The organism is Microcoleus sp. bin38.metabat.b11b12b14.051, assembly GCF_013299165.1.
Classification (GTDB): Bacteria; Cyanobacteriota; Cyanobacteriia; order Cyanobacteriales; family Microcoleaceae; genus Microcoleus.
Genome location: NZ_JAAFKD010000008.1, coordinates 1 through 18,928, shown reverse-complemented (window position 1 = coordinate 18,928; position 18,928 = coordinate 1). Strand labels below are relative to the sequence as shown.

The following is an 18,928-nucleotide window of genomic DNA, read 5'->3' as shown; positions in this document are numbered from 1 at the left end:
AAAATTTGAGACCAACTTCAGCACCAACACAAAACGTGAGATTTGTCAAGGAGACTTAGCTAAGAATAGCACGCGGGCGATCGAGAAATCGTGAAGTGCGATCGGCCGCTGATTTTTTAGCTGTAACCCTCTGGTAATTCGCCAAACCGAGACCGGTTTCTGCACGTTACTAACTAGAGGAAATCGCACATCTTGCAATAATTACGATTATGTAATGATACCAGGTTTTAAGGGGTATTTTCTTGACCGACTGGTTCTGCTGACATTGCATTTTGAGAAGGTATTACAGGCGATTTTTGCTGTTTGTGCAAGCTGGGTAATCCAGGTTTTACAGATTGATTCGCCGCAGTTGTACTCGGATTTATTTTGTCTGAAAGAGGAGCTAATGTTTGAGCAACTTTCACTTGCTGCCGCAGTTGTTCTGTCGAACCTAACAAGCCTCCCAATCCGTTAAATAACCTGCGAATGTTGTTGCGAAAAGCCGGATCTCCGGTCAATTCATCCACGTCTGAAGTAATTTTCTGCACGTTCTGAAATGTAGAGCGTGCGGAATCTAGAGTTTGCTGCAATAATAGCAAAGTGGCGGGATTGTTTACCTGGTTGGATAAGTCTCGTAAATTACCAGAAGCTTGGGCTGCATTGGCTGAGAGAATTTCTAAATTGTTGAGCAATTGTCCTTGGTTGATGCGATTAATTGTCGGACTCAAACCGCTGACGGCTACTCGCAGTTCTTGGCTGCTTTGATTGATATTATTTAGGGTTGAGACTAAGCTGGCGCGGTTGGTTGTTACTAATGAATTGAGTTGGTTGGCTGTTAAGGTAACTTGATTGGCTGCTTGAGTTACTGAATTGGCTGAATTTATGGCAGCGGCTGATACGGCTTTTGTGGAAGTGTCCGCCGTGGCTACTACTTTAGAAACATCTGCGGCAACTCCTGATATTTCTCCTTTGAGGGATTGGCTTAAGCTCGATGCTTCTCCTTTTAAGGATTGATTTAAACTGTTGACTTCTCCCTTCAAAGATTGAGTTAAAGTGTTGGCTTCTCCTTTTAATGATTGATTTAAAGTTCCTAATTCGGTTTTTACTGATTGAGTTAAACTGCCAACTTCTCCTGTGACGGATTTATTCAAGGTTTTGATTTCGGCTTTGGCTGTTTGAGTTAAACTTGATAAATCTTGAGTGAGTTTGGCTGCACCTTTTGCTGTGTTGGCTGTATTTTCGGAAATCGATTTAATATTGTTAAACAGGGCGGGATCTGTGTATAGGTTAGCGAGGCGGACTGTGGAGCGAATTAGTTCGTCGAGACTGACTCCAGCTTGACCTTTTAAGCGGGAATTTTTACAGATAATTTCTGGGGGACAATCGGCACTAAAGGGATTGGCGGTAAGTAGGGATTCTGGCAAAATTGAGTTGGGGGTAATGTCGATCGACGATTCGCCAATTAAACCCGATTTATTCGCTTCGATGGCCACATCCCGGGGCATCACTAAATTACCGGGGGCTATCTCTATCATCACGTCTACGCCGTTGGCGCTGGCTTTGATGGCGGTAATTTTACCTACGGCGACGCCGCGATACCTGACGGGCGTGCCTATTTGCATTCCCTGGGCGCTGGCAAATTCTACGGCGAATTTGTAGCTGCGGTTTCCTAGCTGCACGCCCTGCAACCAGAGCACTAAGCCTCCAAATAAACCGATTCCTACTAAAATTAAGAATCCGACAGAACCTTCTCTCATAGTTCGCGATCGCATATTGCCTCCTTTGGCAGTGGGCAGTGGGCAGTGGGCAGTGGGCAGTGGGTAGTTGGTAGTTGGCAGTGGGTAGTTGGTAGTTGGTAATTGTTGGTTGGTAATTGTTAGTTTTTTTCTGATGTGTTGCCTAGAGATTTTAAATAGGCGTTTAACCTGGGCGACAGTTCGTCAATAATTAGCTTCAGTTCTTCTACCAGGGCTATTTCATTCTCGAAAAAATGAGGGTTTTGTAGGGGTAGTGGATGGTGCGTGCCTACCCCGCCCCACCGAAGAATTATCGTTCATTTCAGGCATCGGGGCAACCACGGGGGGATTGCCCCTACAAAGAATGAAATAGCCCTGGTTCTTCTACTTGTACACTTGTTAGTAGTTTCCTAGTATAAGCTCGTCTCAACCAGTGCTTTGTTTCATACAATGAACCTCTGGCAATCCTGATAAACCGCCGATTATCCTGATAGCTACCTCGACCATCTCCTTCAGCAATATTAGCCCCAATACTATCAGCAGAGCGAATAATTTGCTTGCCGACTGTATCTTTTGCTAGTGCATCCCATTTTATAACTATATTCCAAATTTGATCTGCTAATTTTTTGGATAATTTATAAACATCTAACCTCTGAAAATTAGTTTGTGACATTATCCTATCTCCCAATAATACAAACAACTGCCAACTGCCCACTGCTTTCCTACCAACTGCCCACTGCTTTCCTACCAACTGCCCACTGCTTTCCTACCAACTGCCAACTGCCAACTGCCAACTGCCAACTAATTATCCAATCATTTGAATCGGCCCAGTAACGCTGCCGCTAAAAAATTGTTTAATTAATAAATTATCTGTTGATGCAATATCGCTGACAGTTCCCTCCCACTGCACTTTGCCTCGGTAGAGAAATACGATGCGATCGGCAGTACGGCGGATGGTACTGTCTTGGTGAGTGACGATCGCATAAGTGCTGCAAACCCCTTGGGCGGCCTGCAAGTCGCGGATTAAATCTTCAATAACCGTCGAAGCGATGGGATCTAAGCCCGCCGTCGGTTCGTCGTACAACAAAACTTCTGGATTGTCCCTGGCATTATCGGGATTTGCCATGATGGCGCGGGCAAAACTTACTCGCTTCCGCATTCCCCCAGACAACTGCGCCGGATAGCGTTCCCCAATTCCGGGTAAACCCACCATCTCTAACTTTTCCTCTACCAATTCCCGAATGCGGCGGCGCGGCAGCTTAGAATGCTGGTACAGTAAAAAACCGACATTCTCCTCTACCGTAAGCGAATCAAATAAAGCAGCTTGCTGAAACACCATCCCAATCCCGATCGGATCTGCCACATCGTCCACCCATCCCATCCGCCGTTGTCCCTGAACGAAAACCTCCCCCGCATCCGGGGCCAACAAGCCCGCAATTATACGCAAAATCGTAGATTTCCCTGTCCCGGAAGGGCCAATAATTGCCAGGGCCTCTCCCCGATATATCCTCAGATCCACTCGATCGAGGATCGGGCTATCCCCGAAGGACTTACTTACCCCCTTGAGTTCGATTAGCGGCTCAGCCATAAGATGCGATCGATTATTATGTTGTCAGTCATCAGTCATCAGTCTAGCTAATGACTAATGACTCATGATTAATGACTAATCACTTAAATTGACTGCCAGAATCAAAACTCTCTTGTATTGTAAATTTGTCAGCGTGAGCTATTCCAATACCCTTAAGACTAATTAACCATGTCAATTAGTTCATTTCCTAAAGCCCTGCGAGTCTTTTCCAAAGCTAAGCAGGTTTTTGTCCAATCCAGAAATCCTTACCCTCCCTCTTTGCGGAACGGGCGAGTTCACCAGTGGTTTAAGTGGTTGGCCCCCGGACTGTTGGTGAAACGGTGGCTGCTGATCAGTGCTGGCGGTGTGGTACTTGCTACTTTGGGTTTAGCGATTTGGACTGGGATGACTCCGATTTTTTTCCTGTTGCAATTGTTGAGAAATTTTTTGACCTGGATTGCGGAAGTTATTCCCAATTACGTGTCGGGGCCGATCGTGATTGCTGGCGGAATTTTGTTAATTCTGTGGGGTCAAACTCGCAGTTTGAACTCGATTACTCAAGTTCTAATGCCCGAAGGCAATGAGGAATTGGTCGATCGACTCCTCAACCACCGCCGCTTGCACCGGGGCCCAAAAATCGTGGCAATTGGAGGAGGTACGGGCCTTTCTCATTTGCTGAGGGGATTGAAGGATTATAGTGCCAAAATTACGGCGATCGTCACTGTAGCCGATGATGGCGGGTCTTCCGGGCGACTGCGGCGGGAAATTGGGGTATTGCCGCCGGGAGATATTCGGAATTGTTTAGCTGCTTTGGCCGATGAGGAAAAGTTATTAACTGAGTTATTTCAATATCGCTTTCAGGCTGGTGACGGTTTGGTTGGCCACAGTTTTGGGAATTTGTTTTTGACGGCGATGAGTGATATTGCTGGAGATTTGGAACAGGCGATCGCCGCCAGTTCTAAAGTTTTAGCAGTGAGGGGAGAAGTGCTGCCGGCTACTCTGAGCGACGTTTCTTTGTGGGCAGAACTGGCTGACGGTCGAAGAATTGAGGGGGAGTCCAGTATTACCGAAGCTAACGGGCAAATCGTCAAAATTGGCTGCACTCCTGCTAATCCTCCGGCTTTACCCAGGGCGGTAGAAGCGCTGCGGGAAGCGGATTTTATTATTATTGGGCCGGGGAGTCTTTATACGAGCGTGATTCCGAATTTGTTGGTAAAGGAAATTGCTGATGCGATCGCCCACAGTGAAGTTCCGCGCATTTATGTCTGCAATATTATGACTCAGCCGGGGGAAACTGACGGATACAGCGTTGCAGATCACATTCGGGCGATCGATCGGGCTTGCGGCCGCCCCCTGTTCGATGCTGTAGTAGTTCAAGGAAAAGTCCCATCTGCAAAATCTTTAATCCGCTATTCTCAGGAGAATTCCTATCCGGTTGTACTCGATCGCGAAGCCATCACGCAATTGGGGCGGCGAATTGTCATCGCGAACGTGATGGATGAAGATAAGAATACGGGTTTAATTCGCCATAATTCCCAAAGGTTGGCGGGGATGTTGCTGCGTTGGTACGGGCGCGCCCAGAATATTTAATCTGCTTTAAGGGGGGGAATGGGGAGATGGGAAGATGGGGAGATGGGGAGATGGGGAGCATCTCATTTTTGCAAAAAGCCTTTTTTTACAGTAGGAGTGTCCCCGCGTGCTTCGCAAGCTTCGCAAGTACACGCAAGCGGGGACAGCACTCTTAAAGCAAAACGGACACACACTCCAACTGTCAACTGTCAACTGTCAACTGTCAACTGTCAAGTGTCAACTGACTAAAATGAAAACTTTATTGCCAGATTTTGAGGCTACGCGCCAGTTTGGTATTGCGTTAGGTCGATCGCTCCCACCAGGCACTGTCATCTTACTACAAGGAGACTTAGGCGCGGGCAAAACTACCTTAGTGCAAGGTATCGCCGCAGGTTTGGGAATCTCCGAATCTGTGGAAAGTCCTACTTTCACCCTGATTAACGAGTATTTTGCAGGGCGGATTCCGTTGTACCATCTAGACTTGTATCGACTGGAACCTGAAGAAGCCGAAGCCTTGCACTTAGAGAGTTATTGGGACGGATTAGAAAGGGATTTGGGGATTGTGGCGATCGAATGGCCGGAAAGATTGCTGTACAAACCTGAGAATTATTTGCAGATTTCTTTGAGTTATCTCGATAGCGGGCGGCAAATTGAAGTGATGGGGACTGGCGATTTATCAGATTGGGAATGGGAAAATTGAGAATGTGCGATCGCACTTACTGCGGCGGGCGGTTGACTCGAATCAATTTGCCCTTCAAAGTTTCCTCACCAACAATAGCATCATTAATACGTGCTGCTAAAATTTCTACATTGCGATTTTTAGTGCAGACAATAATACCTGCATGGTCTGGCTTTCGGTTGTGCAGTCCGATAAAATCAAACCGATTTAATGTCAAAACAGCGCGATCGCTACTCACAGCAAATTCTAGCACTTCCGGATCTGGAATGCCCAGATTTGCTTTTCCTGCTTCCTGAACAGTCAGCACATTGTGACCAAAAGCCCGCAGCAATTCCACAACTGGCAAAGGAAATTGTTCATCTGCATATAATAGTGCCATCAGTTATGCTTCCTCATTTTTGCTGATTGCTTCTTCAATTTCCTCTATATGTGAATCAGCATAAGTCCAAACATTGACCAAATCAGCAGCACTTAAATGGGGATAAAATTGTAGAAGTTCGGAATCGCTTGAACCTTCGTTGCGAAAACCAACAAGCAGCCACACTGGAATCCGAGTTTTGGCAATACAAGCATCACCACCACACACTCCCGGAGTCTTGGTAATTGCCGGCCAGCTATTGCTTAAACTTTGGGTTAACAGACGTATTGCTTCAGATTTCTCGCTCGGAGTTAATGCAAGAAGTTGTGTTTCTAATTCTTGGAGCATAGGTAATATCGCCTCTATGGTAAGGGAATATACTTTGATAATTTTAGCATAATTTTCATCATAACCGTAGGCCGAAGCATTTGGGCTGAAAATCATAATTGGTGCGGGTGAATAATTGCCCAAATGCGAAATTCCAATTTTATCAACCTCGTAGGGGCGAAGCATTTGGGCTAAAAATCATAATTGGTGCGGGTGAATAATTGCCCAAATGCGAAATTCCAATTTTATCAACCTCGTAGGGGCGAAGCATTTGGGCGAAAAATCATAAATTGTGCGGGTGAATAATTGCCCAAATGCTTCGCCCAGCCCCACGAGTCAGCCACATTAACGGAATTTTGGGTAATTGATTTATGGCTGGGGAATTTGTGATTGGGGATTTCCCGTTGGGATTGGGCGAAGCATTCGGGCCTTATATTTGGCGCTTATTTCATGAATTGTCGCCCGAATGCTTCGCCCCTACGGGATTAACCGAATTTTGGGTAATTGATTTATTTCTGAGGTTTTTTATGGGAGTTGGTATTGCGATCGCACTTTTGGGTAGAATAATTTTCGTCATCGTGCCATTTTAACGGATTTTCCACTATATATTTTCTGATATTGTCATAAGCTCGTTCATCGCGAATAATTTCTTCATAATAACCCTGTTGCCATATTGTACCAGAATTCCTAGTTAGGCGATTGACCCTACGGGTTACTATTGATTTAAAGTTTTGTACTAATGCCCCTAGTGAACCTGATTCTGTTCCTTTGGGCAATGTAGATATCTGATCGGAGGATACAGGTTGGATTATCGGCTGTTTGAATAATTGATTTTTGTTAGTAGTATTGTCGTCAGCAATCAAAATAATTCCGTGTAGATGGTTTGGCATAATCACAAAAGCATCTAATTCTATAAAATTAAAATACTGTGACAAGCGATGCCAACCATATTGAACAGTTTCACCAATCAAATTAAGGTGCATTACTCCTGCTACAATTTCACCAAACAAACATTCTCTTTCGTAAGTGCAAATGGTGATATAGTAAGCTCCTGGCTGTGAATAATCATAACCTTTTAGTCGAATTGTTTTCCGATGATGGATGTCGGGGTTGTATTTCATGGTTTTCTTAATTTTGTCATTTTTAACAATTTTATTTCATCAGCCCTACGGGTAATCCGATTTTATCAAAATAGTTTGGATAATGTCAATTGCCAATTATCAATTCCCCTTTTATCAGAATTGTAGGGGCGAAGCATTTGGGCGAAAAATCATAAATTGTGCGGGTGAATAATTGCCCAAATGCTTCGCCCAGCCCCACGAGTCAGCCACATTAACGGAATTTTGGGTAATTGATTTATGGCTGGGGAATTTGTGGCGAAGCATTTGGGCGAAAAATCATAAATTGTGCGGGTGAATAATTGCCCAAATGCTTCGCCCAGCCCCACGAGTCAGCCACATTAACGGAATTTTGGGTAATTGATTTATGGCTGGGGAATTTGTGCTTGGAGATTTCCCCTTTGATCAGAATTGTAGGGGCGAAGGATTTGGGCAAAAAATCATAATTCGTGCGCGTGAATAATTGCCAAAATGCTTCGGCAAGCCCCACGAGTCAGCCACATTAACGGAATTTTGGGTAATTGATTTATGGCTGGGGAATTTGTGCTTGGGGATTTCCCCTTTTATCAGAATTGTAGGGGCGAAGCATTTGGGCAAAAAATCATAAATTGTGCGAGTGAATAATTGCCAAAATGCTTCGCCCAGCCCCACGAGTCAGCCACATTAACCGAATTTTGGGTAATTGATTTATGGCTGGGGAATTTGTGCTTGGGGATTTCCCCTTGGGATTGGGCGAAGCTTTCGGGCCTTATCTTTGGCGCTTATTTCATGAATTGTCGCCCGAATGCTTCGCCCCTACATATCTGCGTCAAATCTCAAGGCTTCACCCCTGACATTTGTATCTAATTTACCATTCTCAAAAACAACTTTTCCTCCCACAACTGTTATTACTGGCCATCCAGTCAAATTCCAACCTTCAAACGAACTCCAGCCGCACTTACTCGCCATTTCTGCTCCGACAACCGGGCGGTATTTATCCAAATCGACCAATACTAAATCAGCGTCAAAACCCGGAGAAATCGCCCCTTTTTTCGGAATTTTATAAGCTTTAGCAACTGCCGCTGACATCCAATTAGCAACTTGTGCTACTGTACATCTTCCCTCGACTGCTTGCGTCAGCATTAAAGGTAAAGAAGTTTCAACTCCGGGCATTCCTGATGGACTATTTGGATACTCTTGAGCTTTTTCTGCTAATGTATGCGGCGCGTGATCGGTGGCGATAAAATCAATTACGCCGTCGAGTAAAGCTTGCCAAAGTATTTCGTTATCGCTCTTTTCGCGCAAGGGCGGATTCATCTGAGCTAAACTGCCAATCTTCTCATAGGCGCTGGTATTTAACAGTAAATGCTGCGGCGTTACTTCCGCTGTTACCCAACTCGGTTTTTCTTGTCGCAAAAACTCGGCTTCGTCGCCAGTTGAAAGATGCAGGATGTGCAAGCGGCGTTGATATTTTTTGGAAAGTTTTAAGGCTAGCTGAGTTGCTAACAAAGCTGCTTGATTGTCTTGAATTTGGGAGTGCACAGCTAAGTCGGTACTACCTGCAAATTCCTGACGGCGCTGATTAATTCTAGTTTGATCTTCGGCGTGTACTGCAATTAGTCGATCGCCCTTAGAGAACACTCGCTCTAAATTTTCCTCTCCATCCATCAAAAGCTGTCCGTGCATCGAACCCATAAACACCTTAATCCCCGGAGTCGGGTTCGCCTCCAACAAATCCGGCAAATTCTCCGGCGTCGCCCCAATAAAAAAGCCGTAATTGACCAAACACTTCTCAGCAGCGCGGCTTAACTTATCATCTAAGGCGGCTTGGGTTGTGGTTAGGGGGCGGGTATTGGGCATTTCCAAAAACGATGTCACGCCGCCCTTAGCGCAGGCACAGCTAGCGGTAAACAAGTCTTCCTTGTGTTCCAAACCCGGTTCGCGGAAGTGTACCTGCGGGTCAATTACTCCGGGTAACAGAGTTAAGCCGATCGCATCTATTTCGCGATCGGCAGATTCGGCAATTTCAGGAGCAACCCGAACAATTTTGCGATCGCTAATTAACACGTCCCCTACCAAAAACTCACCGTCGGGTAACAGAATGCGAGCGCGGCGGATTAACAAACTTGATGTAGTCGGCATAAGCTATAATTAAGTAAGTAATGTACGTAGAAGCCCAGACCAATTTTATCCTCAAAAGAGTTTGAAAAATACTAATAAATATAACTAGCTTGTGGAAAAATTGTAATTTTTATGATGAACCTCGACACACTTGACTCTACCAGATATTACAAAAAACTCACCGCACCCGCGCAGATTTTGCAGATTTCCTCAAAAAAATCCCAATTAAGTCTATAATTTGTATCCAGCCCAGTCACTTAATACTTATGACTCGTCTAGACAAGTCAGCCGACCAAAAACCCCCGCAAGATACCGAAAATCCTTGGATAGAAGCAATTAAGACGATCGGCTTAGCAGCATTCTTAGCCTTTGGTATCCGCACCCTGGTTGCGGAAGCTCGCTATATTCCGACAGGCTCGATGCTCCCAACCCTACAAATTAACGATCGATTAATTATAGATAAGGTGAGCTATCGACTCAAAGACCCGCAGCGAGGAGATATTATCGTGTTTATGCCGCCGGATCCGGCTAGTTTGTGCACGGGCCAGCCACCACCGATTAAAGATGCCTATATCAAGCGAGTGATTGGACTTCCGGGGGACACAGTGGAAGTCAAAGAGGGAAAAGTTTATATCAATAAGCAGCCGCTACAGGAAAAATATATTGAAGAAATTCCGCAGTATCCCTACGGGCCTGTAGTTGTATCTCAAAATTCTTACTTGGTACTCGGCGATAACCGCAATGCAAGCTGTGACAGCCATTATTGGGGCTTTGTACCCAAACAAAATATCATCGGTAGGGCGATCGTCCGTTTTTGGCCTCTCAACCGCACAGGGTCGATCGACCCCACACCGCTTTATCCGGCTAAAAAGTAGCCACCACCTAGAATTCCGCAGCTTGACACTCTCAGGTCTAAAGACACGCTCGATTCTTTAATCAACGATATGACTTGCTCAGGCAGGATTTCTCCAGTCTGAATAGAGGTCTTATCTCCTAAAGCGTTACTTGCGTCTAGCGCAAAAGTTCCGGTATGTCCTACCGTACTCAATCCTCGACTAAGGATATTTCTAGCTGCGTTTTCATCTCTATCCATTACACAACCACATTTACAAACGTGGGTTCTAGTGGATAGCGTTTTTTTGACAATTTCACCGCAACTAGAGCATTCCTGGCTGGTATATTGTGGATTAACAGCTACCGTGACCCTCTTGAATACTTTTCCAAAATATTCAAGCCAAACACGGAACTGATACCAGGATGCGTCATTTATTGACTTAGCTAGACAATGATTTTTCGCCATATTTTTAATTCTCAAATCTTCATAGGATATCAAGTCGTTGGACTGAACTACGCACCGTGCCAATTTCACAGCATGGTCTTTACGTTTCCTACTTATTTTGAGGTGGCGTTTCCCTAAAATCTGCCTAGCTTTGCCTCTATTTTTTGACCCTTTGACTTTGCTAGAAACACGGCGTTGTGAACGCTTAAGAACCTTTTCTGCTTCACGAAGAAACTTAGGATTCTCAACCATTACGCCATTGGAATCTGTGTAGTATTCTTTTAAACCTACATCTAATCCAATCGTATTTCCTGATGGTTTTATATTTTCCTGACGGTTAACATCAATGCAAAACTGACAATAATAACCATCAGCCCGTTTTACCAATCTTACCCGTTTTATTTGGTTGATTTGGTAGAAATGCAGATCACGAGTTCCTTTAATTTTTAATCTGCCAATACCTTTTTTATCTGTAAACGTGATGGATTTACGGTTATCTGCAAGTCGCCATCCTGACGTTTTATATTCAACAGAACGACAATCTTTTTGAAATTGAGGATATCCCTTTAAACCAGGAATATTCTTCTTGCAGTTATCATAAAACCGAGAGATAGAAGACCATGCTCGTTCAGCACTAGCTTGTCGCGCCATTGAGTTGAGTTCATTAGCAAACGGGAAATTAGCCGCTAGTACAGCACAATATTTCTGCAAGTCATTTTTGCCTGTATCTTTAACATCCATCCATAGCCTAATACAGCTATTACGAACGAATTGGGCAGTCCGAATTGCATCATCTATTGCTGTTAACTGAACTGATTTTCCGTAAACTTTAAACTCAAAAATTAGCATTGTTCCTACCTCCAATCTTATACTACTATTTGTGGCGTAAGATTGTCAAGATATTTAGCAGTACAAGATTGAAGGCGGTTAAAACCGCCCGTGTCGCTTATATCGAGCGGGCTAAAGCCACTGAGCTTTACGCTTACCGTATACTTCTGTAAAACCTGCGGTTGTCAGCTTAATTGACCAATGAAAACTGAAAACTGACAACTGTCAACTGTCAACTGAATGAAGTTTCGCGATCGAGCACTTTCACCACCTTGTTATACATATCCTCTGCTTCTTGCGGCGAATTGCCGATACTCGTCAAGCCTAATTTGCCAAACTCCGACAAACAACCCATTAAATGAAACACGCTTCCCGTCTCAGTACCCGTGTCAAAGTGCAGTTGATTGTCAGCAATAATATCCATCAAATCATTCGGTAATAATCCTCGATAGCGCTCCTTTTTTAAATTATCCGAAGCTACATAATATTTCGGACGGCCCTGCTGGCTGTAAAACAAGCCCGTAGTTCGTTCGTAGCGACCGTTTGTCAACAGCTTCAAAGCCATAAATGGATGAGTTGTACCTCCTTTTCGCAAGTTAATTTCTATTGCTTGAATATCCCATTTCCCATCCGATTGCTTGACAGCAACATAATCCACTCCAAATCGCTCTAAAGCACCTTTTGCAGCTAAGTTTTTCCCCACTTTCCATCCCAACTCTTGCAGCGCCAGCCGATAGGATTCATCCGCCGGAAATCGGCAACCCAAGAAAATTTGACCGTCTGGGCCTCCTAAAATCTGGTCGTGGGTTGAGAGAATTTCTACTTCGCCACTGGGGACAATTCGACCTTGAACGCTGGGCGATCGCTTTTCCGAGCCTTCGATAAACGCTTCCGCAATTGCTCCTAATTCGGGAATGCGACTGCTGAAATTTTCCCAGGTTTCGGCTGTTGCTTGAAACCGCAAATTGTGGAAGCTATCGCCAATTGCTTTAAGTCTGTCTTGAGGTGCTTTATTTGCGATCGGCTTCAAATCTAAAATTGCGTTTCCTTCCCCCGAAAAACCTTCGTTTAACTTAATTACTATCCGCTGCAAATCCGGCTGTCTTTCCCACAATTCGGCCGCCGCTACTGCTAAATCTTCGGCATTCCAAACCAACTCGGAACCGTCAGGATAAGGTACGCCAGCTTCTTGGAAAATTTGCCTGCTGCCGCTTTTTGTGCCCCAGTAAAGCAAATCCGGATCGCTCGCCCACAAAGGAATTCCCAATTTAACAGATAACTCGCGCTCTAAGGGCGTCGAGTTGTAACAAACCATATAGGATTTTGTCGGCCGCGCTGCTTGACGAATCCGCTCCATTAAGCGGGGACGTTCTAAAATTTTCTGAGTGAGAGATTTAGAAGAAGCATCGTAAGTGGAAAACAGCAAAAGGCGATCGCGCGCGTGAGAAAATGGAATACCTGGGAGCAATTGCAGGTAATAATCTATAATCATCGGGTGCAGCGGCTCGGAGGTAATGTAAATTAAGCGCGTGCGGGGATTTCGCAGCCGAATTAACGAAAATAAATGACGCTCTTCGTAGTGATAAGCACCCTCAACCTTCTGCATTTCTTGCTGATCTAAGCTGACAGAAGGAATGACGATAATATCACAATCTCCCCTGTCAAATTCTTCGATTGCTCGCCAACGTTCGCGTAATTCTGTCTGAAGGTTGCGAAATTGCTGTGCGGTTTCTGAAGCTGAATTATTTAACTCTTGCATTGCGTTTAATCCTAATTATTCAAATAATCGTTGCTGGTGGTGTAGGGTGCGTCATCCTAAATATTTTAGTTAACTCAAACAGTTTTTTTCGCTCCGCACCTTGTGGTGGAATAGATGTAGGGTGCGTCAGCCCAGATACCTGAGACAAATCAAACAGTTTTTGTTCTGACGCACCTTACCAACAATATTGCTGACCAAAATAAACGAATAGCGAATTCTATTATGTCAGATCAATTACCAGCAATCAAAAGTGTTTGTAGTGAGGACTTTAGTCCTTAGACGAATGCGGACTCGCATTCCGAACGATCGAACTTTACCAGCAATCTCTAACGGTTCGAGCTTTCGGAATACCAGTCTTCTGACGAATGCGGACTCGCATTCCGAACGATCGAACTTTACCAGCAATCTCTAACGGTTCGAGCTTTCGGAATACCAGTCTTCTGACGAATGCGGACTAAAGTCCTCACTACGAACCTTACCAGCAATCTCTAACGGTTCGATCGTTCGGAATGCGAGTCAATCGTCATGAATGTGGACTAAAGTCCTCACTACGAACCAATTTGATTGTGTCCTTCGAGCTGAGATGATATTAAGGTGGGTTAGTTCAGATATTTGAAGCCCATCAAACAGTTTGTTTCACTCCGCACCCTACCCGCAACTAAGAAGTTCGCCGCACTCGAAAAAGTCTGGCATATTCCAATATAGGCTCTAGGCGCCGCTGATTTTGCTTGAGTGCCGATCGCAATTTTTCCGAAGGGCGGAACACCAGCGGAGCCGAATATTTGGTCAGTATCTCCATATCCGGCGACTGACTCAGCAGCATCAGCCGCACATCTTTGTCGAGCAAATAACTCAGGGAGAGCAAATCTCCCATGTTAGTAAAGTCGTTGCCGCGATCGCTAATTACTATTGTATCTTTAATCGATCGATTAGCGATCGCCTCTTTGTTAATATTTCTCGCAACTTCAGCATTAAAATAGCTCAAGTCTTTGCTCCACCAAGTATCAGAAACAGCGCTGAGGGTACAAGATGCTACGCTTGCTGTAAATACCCCCGCTAAAACGACTTGCCAAAACCGCTGCTGAGTTTTCACCTTACTCGCCAGCAAGCAAGCAACTGCTAGCTGCACTCCCGGAAAGCACGAAATCAGATAGCGGCTGACGGCGGAACGTTTGCCGCCTAGGATTAGATCCGGTAAAGCCAGCATCAAAAACGGCACAAAAATTGATGTTACAATAAACAGCAAAGTTGAAATATTTGTGCGGCGGCAGATCTGGTAAAGTGCTGCCACAATTAACAGCAAAAATGGCAATCTCAGCAGATAAGTCCAGATATTGTCAAAGCCGAAGTCGAAGTCAAAAAATAAGGCTGTAAAGCTGAGCATCCACAATTTTGCCAGATACAGCCAACCAGGAGATATTCGCGTCCAGTCTGTCGTGGCTGAGGCTCGTTCCAGGTTGGTCGCCAGCACGTAAATCCACGGCAAATACAAGATTAAAGCGGCTGTTACTGCTAAGAAAAATTGCGAATTAGTTAAGTGACCGCGCAGTTTTTTTTGCTTGACAAACAGCCAGCAAGCAATTATAAAAACTCCGTGTCCGACGAGTGTTAAACTGAAGAAAGGGTGAGTGTAAAAACCGCTCGCGATCGCCAGCGAGTAATACGCCCAATTTTGCCAGCCCCGCAACCGCAATGCTCTCAGCAGCAGCCAACTGCTGCCAATAACTGCCACTGTCAGCAAACTGTACTGCCTTGCTGTCTGAGCAAACAAGATGTCAAAGGGAGATAAAGCCAGCAGCGTTGTTGCAACTAAGGCTGCCAAATTTGAGGATAAAAGTTCCTGAGCTAAAGCATACATCAAAGGTAGCGACAACAAACTCAATATTGCGGGCAAACTGCGGGATGCTGCCATAGAACTACCAAATTGCTCCATCCACAAACGAGCCATCAAAAAGTACAAAGGCGGATGCTGCGGGTCTTCTAATGCTAAGGAACGAATTGTATCTGCTGCTGTACTTCCCGGTTTAATTCGTTGATATTTCTGCAATTCTGGTGCAGGAACAATCCGGTTTTGAAATAGTTCGTCGTCGATTTCTTGCCTGGTAAAACCAGCGGCGCGGATTGATGTGTATACTTCGTCATGCCAGTAGAGTTTGCGATCGATCTCGAAGCAGCGAAATCCGATACCTAGCAAAATGCCGATCGCCAATAAGCCGATCAGCAACCGGAAATTTTGGGGAATTTTGGGATTAACAGATGTGTCTTGATTTGTTGTAGATGCCATGCTTATCCTAATTGTGGCGATCGTCCCAGAGGCGTACCCGATTCAGTTGACAGTTGACAGCTTGCCCCGAGCGGAGTCGAGGGGTTGACAGTTGACAGTTGACAGTTGACAGCTTGCCCCGAGCGGAGTCGAGGGGTTGACAGTTGACAGAAGAGCCAGCCCGCTTCAGCTACCGCTCCTGGGAGTAATGAATAGTCTTTTTTTAATTCGTCTCTACAAGGGAGATGCTTTCAACCAATTCTTTCTGCTAACCCAACCGACCATCATTCTACCGTCTGTCGATCGCCTTCTACCTTCCAAACAGCAGCCTCCTCAGAGCGCGATCGGGCTCAACCAACCCAAAATCAAGAATTCTAAACCAAATCGTCCCAGAACCTCCAGACCCCAAAAATAACTGCTAACATACGTGTTGTACAGTTAATCAACAAGCTCCGCAAGGGGTCTACCCGCGTACCGAAAATGGCAAAAAAAGAAGCTTCTACAAAAACTACTGAAAACACAGAAAAGCAAAAAGCCCTAACTTCCGTACTGTCCCAAATCGAGCGCAGCTTTGGCAAAGGAGCGATCGTCCGATTGGGAGACTCCACACGCATGAGGGTAGAAACCATCCCCACCGGAGCTCTGACACTGGACATTGCTTTGGGCGGCGGTTTGCCAAAAGGCCGAGTAATTGAAATTTACGGCCCCGAAAGTTCCGGTAAAACTACTCTAGCGCTCCACGCGATCGCCGAAGTCCAAAAAACCGGCGGAATCGCAGCCTTCGTAGATGCCGAGCACGCCCTCGATCCCACCTACGCCTCAGCATTAGGCGTCGATATTGAAAATCTCTTAGTTTCCCAGCCGGATACCGGCGAAATGGCCCTAGAAATTGTCGATCAACTCGTGCGATCCGTCGCCGTCGATATCGTAGTCATTGACTCCGTAGCCGCCCTCGTCCCCCGCGCCGAAATCGAAGGCGACATGGGCGACTCCCACATGGGTTTGCAAGCCCGCTTGATGAGTCAAGCCCTGCGGAAAATCACCGGCAACATCGGCAAATCGGGCTGTACGGTCATTTTCCTCAACCAATTGCGGCAAAAAATCGGTATCACTTACGGCAACCCAGAAACAACAACCGGCGGTAACGCACTCAAATTCTACGCCAGCGTGCGGCTCGACATTCGCCGCATTCAAAGCTTGAAAAAAGGTACAGAAGAATACGGCAACCGCACGAAAGTTAAAGTTGCTAAAAACAAAGTTGCTCCGCCTTTCCGCATTGCCGAATTTGACATTGTATTTGGCAAAGGCATTTCTACCTTAGGCTGTCTGACTGACTTGGCCGACGAGATGGGAGTAATTCTGAAAAAAGGTTCTTGGTATAGCTACAACGGCGATAACATCGCTCAAGGACGAGACAAAGTGATTCAACACATGGAGAAAAATATCGATTTCAAAAATGAAATTGAGGAGCTAGTTAAAAAGAAACTTGAGACTGGTGCTGTGGTTTCTGCTAATTCTGTCGCTCCTGTTGATGTTGATGTTGATGATGATGTTGATGATGATGATGTTGATGATGTTGATGATGACGCTCAAGATGTAGGAGATATGGAAGAAATCTAAATTTTGTAGCGATTAGTCATTAGCGATCGATCGTTAGTCATTTGCAATAGTAGGTTGGGTTTATGTAGATCAACTCAACCTACTATTGTATTATTGCTGTTGTGATGGTCTGCTGCCTGTGTGCTTTTATCTTTCGACGAGCCGAAGCTTACTCAAAGCAAAAAGTTAGCAGCAACAGCTATGCTAATAGACTGCTATAAACTATAAGCCAGCCAATAAATTTATTGTCAAATTAACATTAAAACCCGTGCCATGTAGCGCCGTCGGGCCCGAAAGCGGCTAACCTTGCCCCGTAATATTTAAACCTTTGCCTTTGGTTTGATCGTTCGGACTTTAGTCCTGATATAGTCTGATGACTAAATTCCTAACTACAAACAGTTTTGATTACGGGTAATTTCCCGGAAACGATATCGCCCACTAACCCTTACTCAGGCAAAGAAACAGGCTGTACGTATTGAGAATTAGCGCGCACATAACAGCCTTGTCTTGTCAGTAACCAGGGTTTACCGTTTGCCACCAAAATCGCATTTCCCCCCCTAGTTTCAGCAGCAATTGGATCTTAATTCGCCCGGTAAACTTGTTGAATTGCTCCGTTTGGCGTTTGGCGACAGTTAAGTTTTCCATCCCGCGACGTGACTCGCCAAGCAGGCCAAGTTACATAACCAGCAGTTTCGCTCAACCAAGTATTAGTATTGCTAGAAGTATAGTTGCCGCTGGCGTTTTGAATAGCGCCAAAAAATTCTAGATTGCCTACTTGAGTAAAATAAAATCCCCTGGGACTGTTCGCTTTTTCAGACAGGTTTAAAGTAGTTTTTCCGGTGGGATTAAGATAAGTAGTAGCGCTAGCAGCACTGCATCAAATTAATGACAAAACTCCGGCAGAAAACCAAAGATTAACTCGTTTCATGGGAATACTTATTATAAATTTATACTTGATAAGACTTACACGTTGCCCACAAATTAACCGGGGTTTTGAAAATCTTATTGGCAGTTTAAAGCCGATGTATTTTAGTTAAACAACCAAGCTACTAGCTCTGTGTAAGTCATGTTTTATTTATAGCTAGCAGCCAAATATTTCACCAGTCGCTTTAGCAAGTGACACTCATTTGAGCGACAGCACACTGGTAATCCCGCAGGCGTTACGGGCATCAACTCTGCAAAACTTCACCCTACTTCAGGTTTCTTCAACTCTATTCACTTGGTAGCACTCGCATCACTTGGTTTGCACGCTTCAGCTTCTGACTCATTGCAGGTGCAAATATTTAGCGACAGAATAGATTTATATACGTAAGTAAGGGAGTTCAAATCACCGCTAAATACTGTGGATTTTACGGGTATTTCCCGGTGGGTCAAGTTGCGGTAACTAACACTAGCCAGATTTTTACAACTGACAAATTTCACCTCTGGGGCTGTTTGTAAAGAAATGTAAAAGCTCCTGAAAGTTAATTGCTGTTATAGAAAGTACGATTTCTGAGCTGAGTCCGTAAAAAAAGTCGTATTGATTCAGGGCAAAAATGAACTTGACAAACACGAATTTAATTTGCCAGACACTTTAATCATTGTTGGAGGGAGAATAAATCATGGCTGACAGTCAATTAAAAGTTATATTAAAGATGGCTCAGTGCGATTCGTTTAGTCGAAATGAGTAGCAATATTCAAGGATGGCTAGTATGGCTCTTTTTTGCCATAACAACTAAATACATATCTGGGTGCGGGTCGTCCCAAGTCCCAGTCCGCAAGTGCAGC

At 44.9% G+C, this 18,928-nt stretch carries 17 protein-coding genes; 5 read left to right on the top strand and 12 right to left on the bottom strand.

Features of this window, described 5'->3' with window-relative positions; translation table 11 throughout:
- Positions 1-45: 45 nt before the first annotated feature.
- From QZW47_RS10860 to QZW47_RS10845, 4 genes are all read right to left on the bottom strand, one after another.
- The gene (locus QZW47_RS10860) at positions 46-189 is read right to left on the bottom strand and encodes a hypothetical protein (protein ID WP_293126970.1); all 144 of its coding nucleotides are present in this window, start codon (positions 187-189) and stop codon (positions 46-48) included.
- 38 nt (positions 190-227) lie between these two features.
- Positions 228-1,751 carry an MlaD family protein gene (locus tag QZW47_RS10855; RefSeq protein WP_293126968.1) on the bottom strand — a complete coding sequence of 508 codons (1,524 nt, stop codon included), beginning with the start codon at positions 1,749-1,751 and terminating at the stop codon, positions 228-230.
- A 319-nt stretch (positions 1,752-2,070) separates the two neighbouring features.
- Complete coding sequence (locus QZW47_RS10850) at positions 2,071-2,388, bottom strand: four helix bundle protein (protein WP_293126966.1); 318 nt, start codon at positions 2,386-2,388, stop codon at positions 2,071-2,073.
- A gap of 132 nt (positions 2,389-2,520) precedes the next feature.
- Positions 2,521-3,303, bottom strand: a complete 783-nt coding sequence (locus QZW47_RS10845; RefSeq protein ID WP_293126964.1) for an ABC transporter ATP-binding protein — start codon at positions 3,301-3,303, stop codon at positions 2,521-2,523.
- A gap of 168 nt (positions 3,304-3,471) precedes the next feature.
- On the opposite strand from QZW47_RS10845, the gene QZW47_RS10840 reads away from it, so the two are divergent.
- Positions 3,472-4,872, top strand: coding sequence for a gluconeogenesis factor YvcK family protein (locus QZW47_RS10840; protein ID WP_293126962.1), 1,401 nt, complete (start codon positions 3,472-3,474; stop codon positions 4,870-4,872).
- A 229-nt stretch (positions 4,873-5,101) separates the two neighbouring features.
- Positions 5,102-5,551: a tRNA (adenosine(37)-N6)-threonylcarbamoyltransferase complex ATPase subunit type 1 TsaE gene (gene tsaE / locus QZW47_RS10835; protein ID WP_293127310.1), complete on the top strand. Its 450-nt coding sequence runs from the start codon at positions 5,102-5,104 to the stop codon at positions 5,549-5,551.
- A 16-nt stretch (positions 5,552-5,567) separates the two neighbouring features.
- Here tsaE and QZW47_RS10830 read toward each other — a convergent pair whose 3' ends face one another.
- From QZW47_RS10830 to QZW47_RS10810, 5 genes are all read right to left on the bottom strand, one after another.
- Positions 5,568-5,909 (bottom strand): DUF5615 family PIN-like protein, encoded by a 342-nt coding sequence (locus tag QZW47_RS10830; RefSeq protein WP_293126960.1) that lies wholly within the window; start codon positions 5,907-5,909, stop codon positions 5,568-5,570.
- A gap of 3 nt (positions 5,910-5,912) precedes the next feature.
- Positions 5,913-6,236, bottom strand: a complete 324-nt coding sequence (locus QZW47_RS10825; protein WP_293127308.1) for a DUF433 domain-containing protein — start codon at positions 6,234-6,236, stop codon at positions 5,913-5,915.
- A gap of 488 nt (positions 6,237-6,724) precedes the next feature.
- Positions 6,725-7,336, bottom strand: coding sequence for a transposase (locus QZW47_RS10820; RefSeq protein WP_293126958.1), 612 nt, complete (start codon positions 7,334-7,336; stop codon positions 6,725-6,727).
- A gap of 235 nt (positions 7,337-7,571) precedes the next feature.
- Complete coding sequence (locus QZW47_RS10815; protein WP_293126956.1) at positions 7,572-7,823, bottom strand: hypothetical protein; 252 nt, start codon at positions 7,821-7,823, stop codon at positions 7,572-7,574.
- Between the two features lie 305 nt (positions 7,824-8,128).
- The gene (locus QZW47_RS10810) at positions 8,129-9,454 is read right to left on the bottom strand and encodes a dihydroorotase (protein ID WP_293126954.1); all 1,326 of its coding nucleotides are present in this window, start codon (positions 9,452-9,454) and stop codon (positions 8,129-8,131) included.
- A gap of 245 nt (positions 9,455-9,699) precedes the next feature.
- Here QZW47_RS10810 and lepB point away from each other — a divergent pair, with 245 nt between their 5' ends.
- Positions 9,700-10,308, top strand: a complete 609-nt coding sequence (lepB, locus tag QZW47_RS10805; protein ID WP_293126952.1) for a signal peptidase I — start codon at positions 9,700-9,702, stop codon at positions 10,306-10,308.
- On the opposite strand, the gene QZW47_RS10800 is transcribed toward lepB, so the two are convergent.
- From QZW47_RS10800 to QZW47_RS10790, 3 genes are all read right to left on the bottom strand, one after another.
- Complete coding sequence (locus QZW47_RS10800) at positions 10,290-11,561, bottom strand: transposase (protein ID WP_293126950.1); 1,272 nt, start codon at positions 11,559-11,561, stop codon at positions 10,290-10,292. The two genes, lepB and QZW47_RS10800, sit on opposite strands and share 19 nt — an antisense overlap.
- A gap of 211 nt (positions 11,562-11,772) precedes the next feature.
- The gene (locus QZW47_RS10795) at positions 11,773-13,299 is read right to left on the bottom strand and encodes a peptide ligase PGM1-related protein (RefSeq protein ID WP_293126948.1); all 1,527 of its coding nucleotides are present in this window, start codon (positions 13,297-13,299) and stop codon (positions 11,773-11,775) included.
- A 658-nt stretch (positions 13,300-13,957) separates the two neighbouring features.
- Positions 13,958-15,583: a glycosyltransferase family 39 protein gene (locus tag QZW47_RS10790; RefSeq protein WP_293126946.1), complete on the bottom strand. Its 1,626-nt coding sequence runs from the start codon at positions 15,581-15,583 to the stop codon at positions 13,958-13,960.
- 187 nt (positions 15,584-15,770) lie between these two features.
- Here QZW47_RS10790 and QZW47_RS10785 point away from each other — a divergent pair, with 187 nt between their 5' ends.
- Complete coding sequence (locus QZW47_RS10785) at positions 15,771-15,977, top strand: hypothetical protein (protein WP_293126944.1); 207 nt, start codon at positions 15,771-15,773, stop codon at positions 15,975-15,977.
- Between the two features lie 65 nt (positions 15,978-16,042).
- Positions 16,043-17,182, top strand: coding sequence for a recombinase RecA (gene recA / locus QZW47_RS10780; RefSeq protein ID WP_293126942.1), 1,140 nt, complete (start codon positions 16,043-16,045; stop codon positions 17,180-17,182).
- Positions 17,183-18,928: the final 1,746 nt, after the last annotated feature.

Coding starts and splice junctions, on each gene's coding strand:
- QZW47_RS10855 (WP_293126968.1), bottom strand. CDS start 1,751: ATGCGATCGCGAACTATGAGAGAAGGTTCTGTCGGATTCTTAATTTTA.
- QZW47_RS10850 (WP_293126966.1), bottom strand. CDS start 2,388: ATGTCACAAACTAATTTTCAGAGGTTAGATGTTTATAAATTATCCAAA.
- QZW47_RS10845 (WP_293126964.1), bottom strand. CDS start 3,303: ATGGCTGAGCCGCTAATCGAACTCAAGGGGGTAAGTAAGTCCTTCGGG.
- QZW47_RS10840 (WP_293126962.1), top strand. CDS start 3,472: ATGTCAATTAGTTCATTTCCTAAAGCCCTGCGAGTCTTTTCCAAAGCT.
- tsaE (WP_293127310.1), top strand. CDS start 5,102: ATGAAAACTTTATTGCCAGATTTTGAGGCTACGCGCCAGTTTGGTATT.
- QZW47_RS10830 (WP_293126960.1), bottom strand. CDS start 5,909: ATGGCACTATTATATGCAGATGAACAATTTCCTTTGCCAGTTGTGGAA.
- QZW47_RS10825 (WP_293127308.1), bottom strand. CDS start 6,236: ATGCTCCAAGAATTAGAAACACAACTTCTTGCATTAACTCCGAGCGAG.
- QZW47_RS10820 (WP_293126958.1), bottom strand. CDS start 7,336: ATGAAATACAACCCCGACATCCATCATCGGAAAACAATTCGACTAAAA.
- QZW47_RS10810 (WP_293126954.1), bottom strand. CDS start 9,454: ATGCCGACTACATCAAGTTTGTTAATCCGCCGCGCTCGCATTCTGTTA.
- lepB (WP_293126952.1), top strand. CDS start 9,700: ATGACTCGTCTAGACAAGTCAGCCGACCAAAAACCCCCGCAAGATACC.
- QZW47_RS10800 (WP_293126950.1), bottom strand. CDS start 11,561: ATGCTAATTTTTGAGTTTAAAGTTTACGGAAAATCAGTTCAGTTAACA.
- QZW47_RS10795 (WP_293126948.1), bottom strand. CDS start 13,299: ATGCAAGAGTTAAATAATTCAGCTTCAGAAACCGCACAGCAATTTCGC.
- QZW47_RS10790 (WP_293126946.1), bottom strand. CDS start 15,583: ATGGCATCTACAACAAATCAAGACACATCTGTTAATCCCAAAATTCCC.
- QZW47_RS10785 (WP_293126944.1), top strand. CDS start 15,771: ATGAATAGTCTTTTTTTAATTCGTCTCTACAAGGGAGATGCTTTCAAC.
- recA (WP_293126942.1), top strand. CDS start 16,043: ATGGCAAAAAAAGAAGCTTCTACAAAAACTACTGAAAACACAGAAAAG.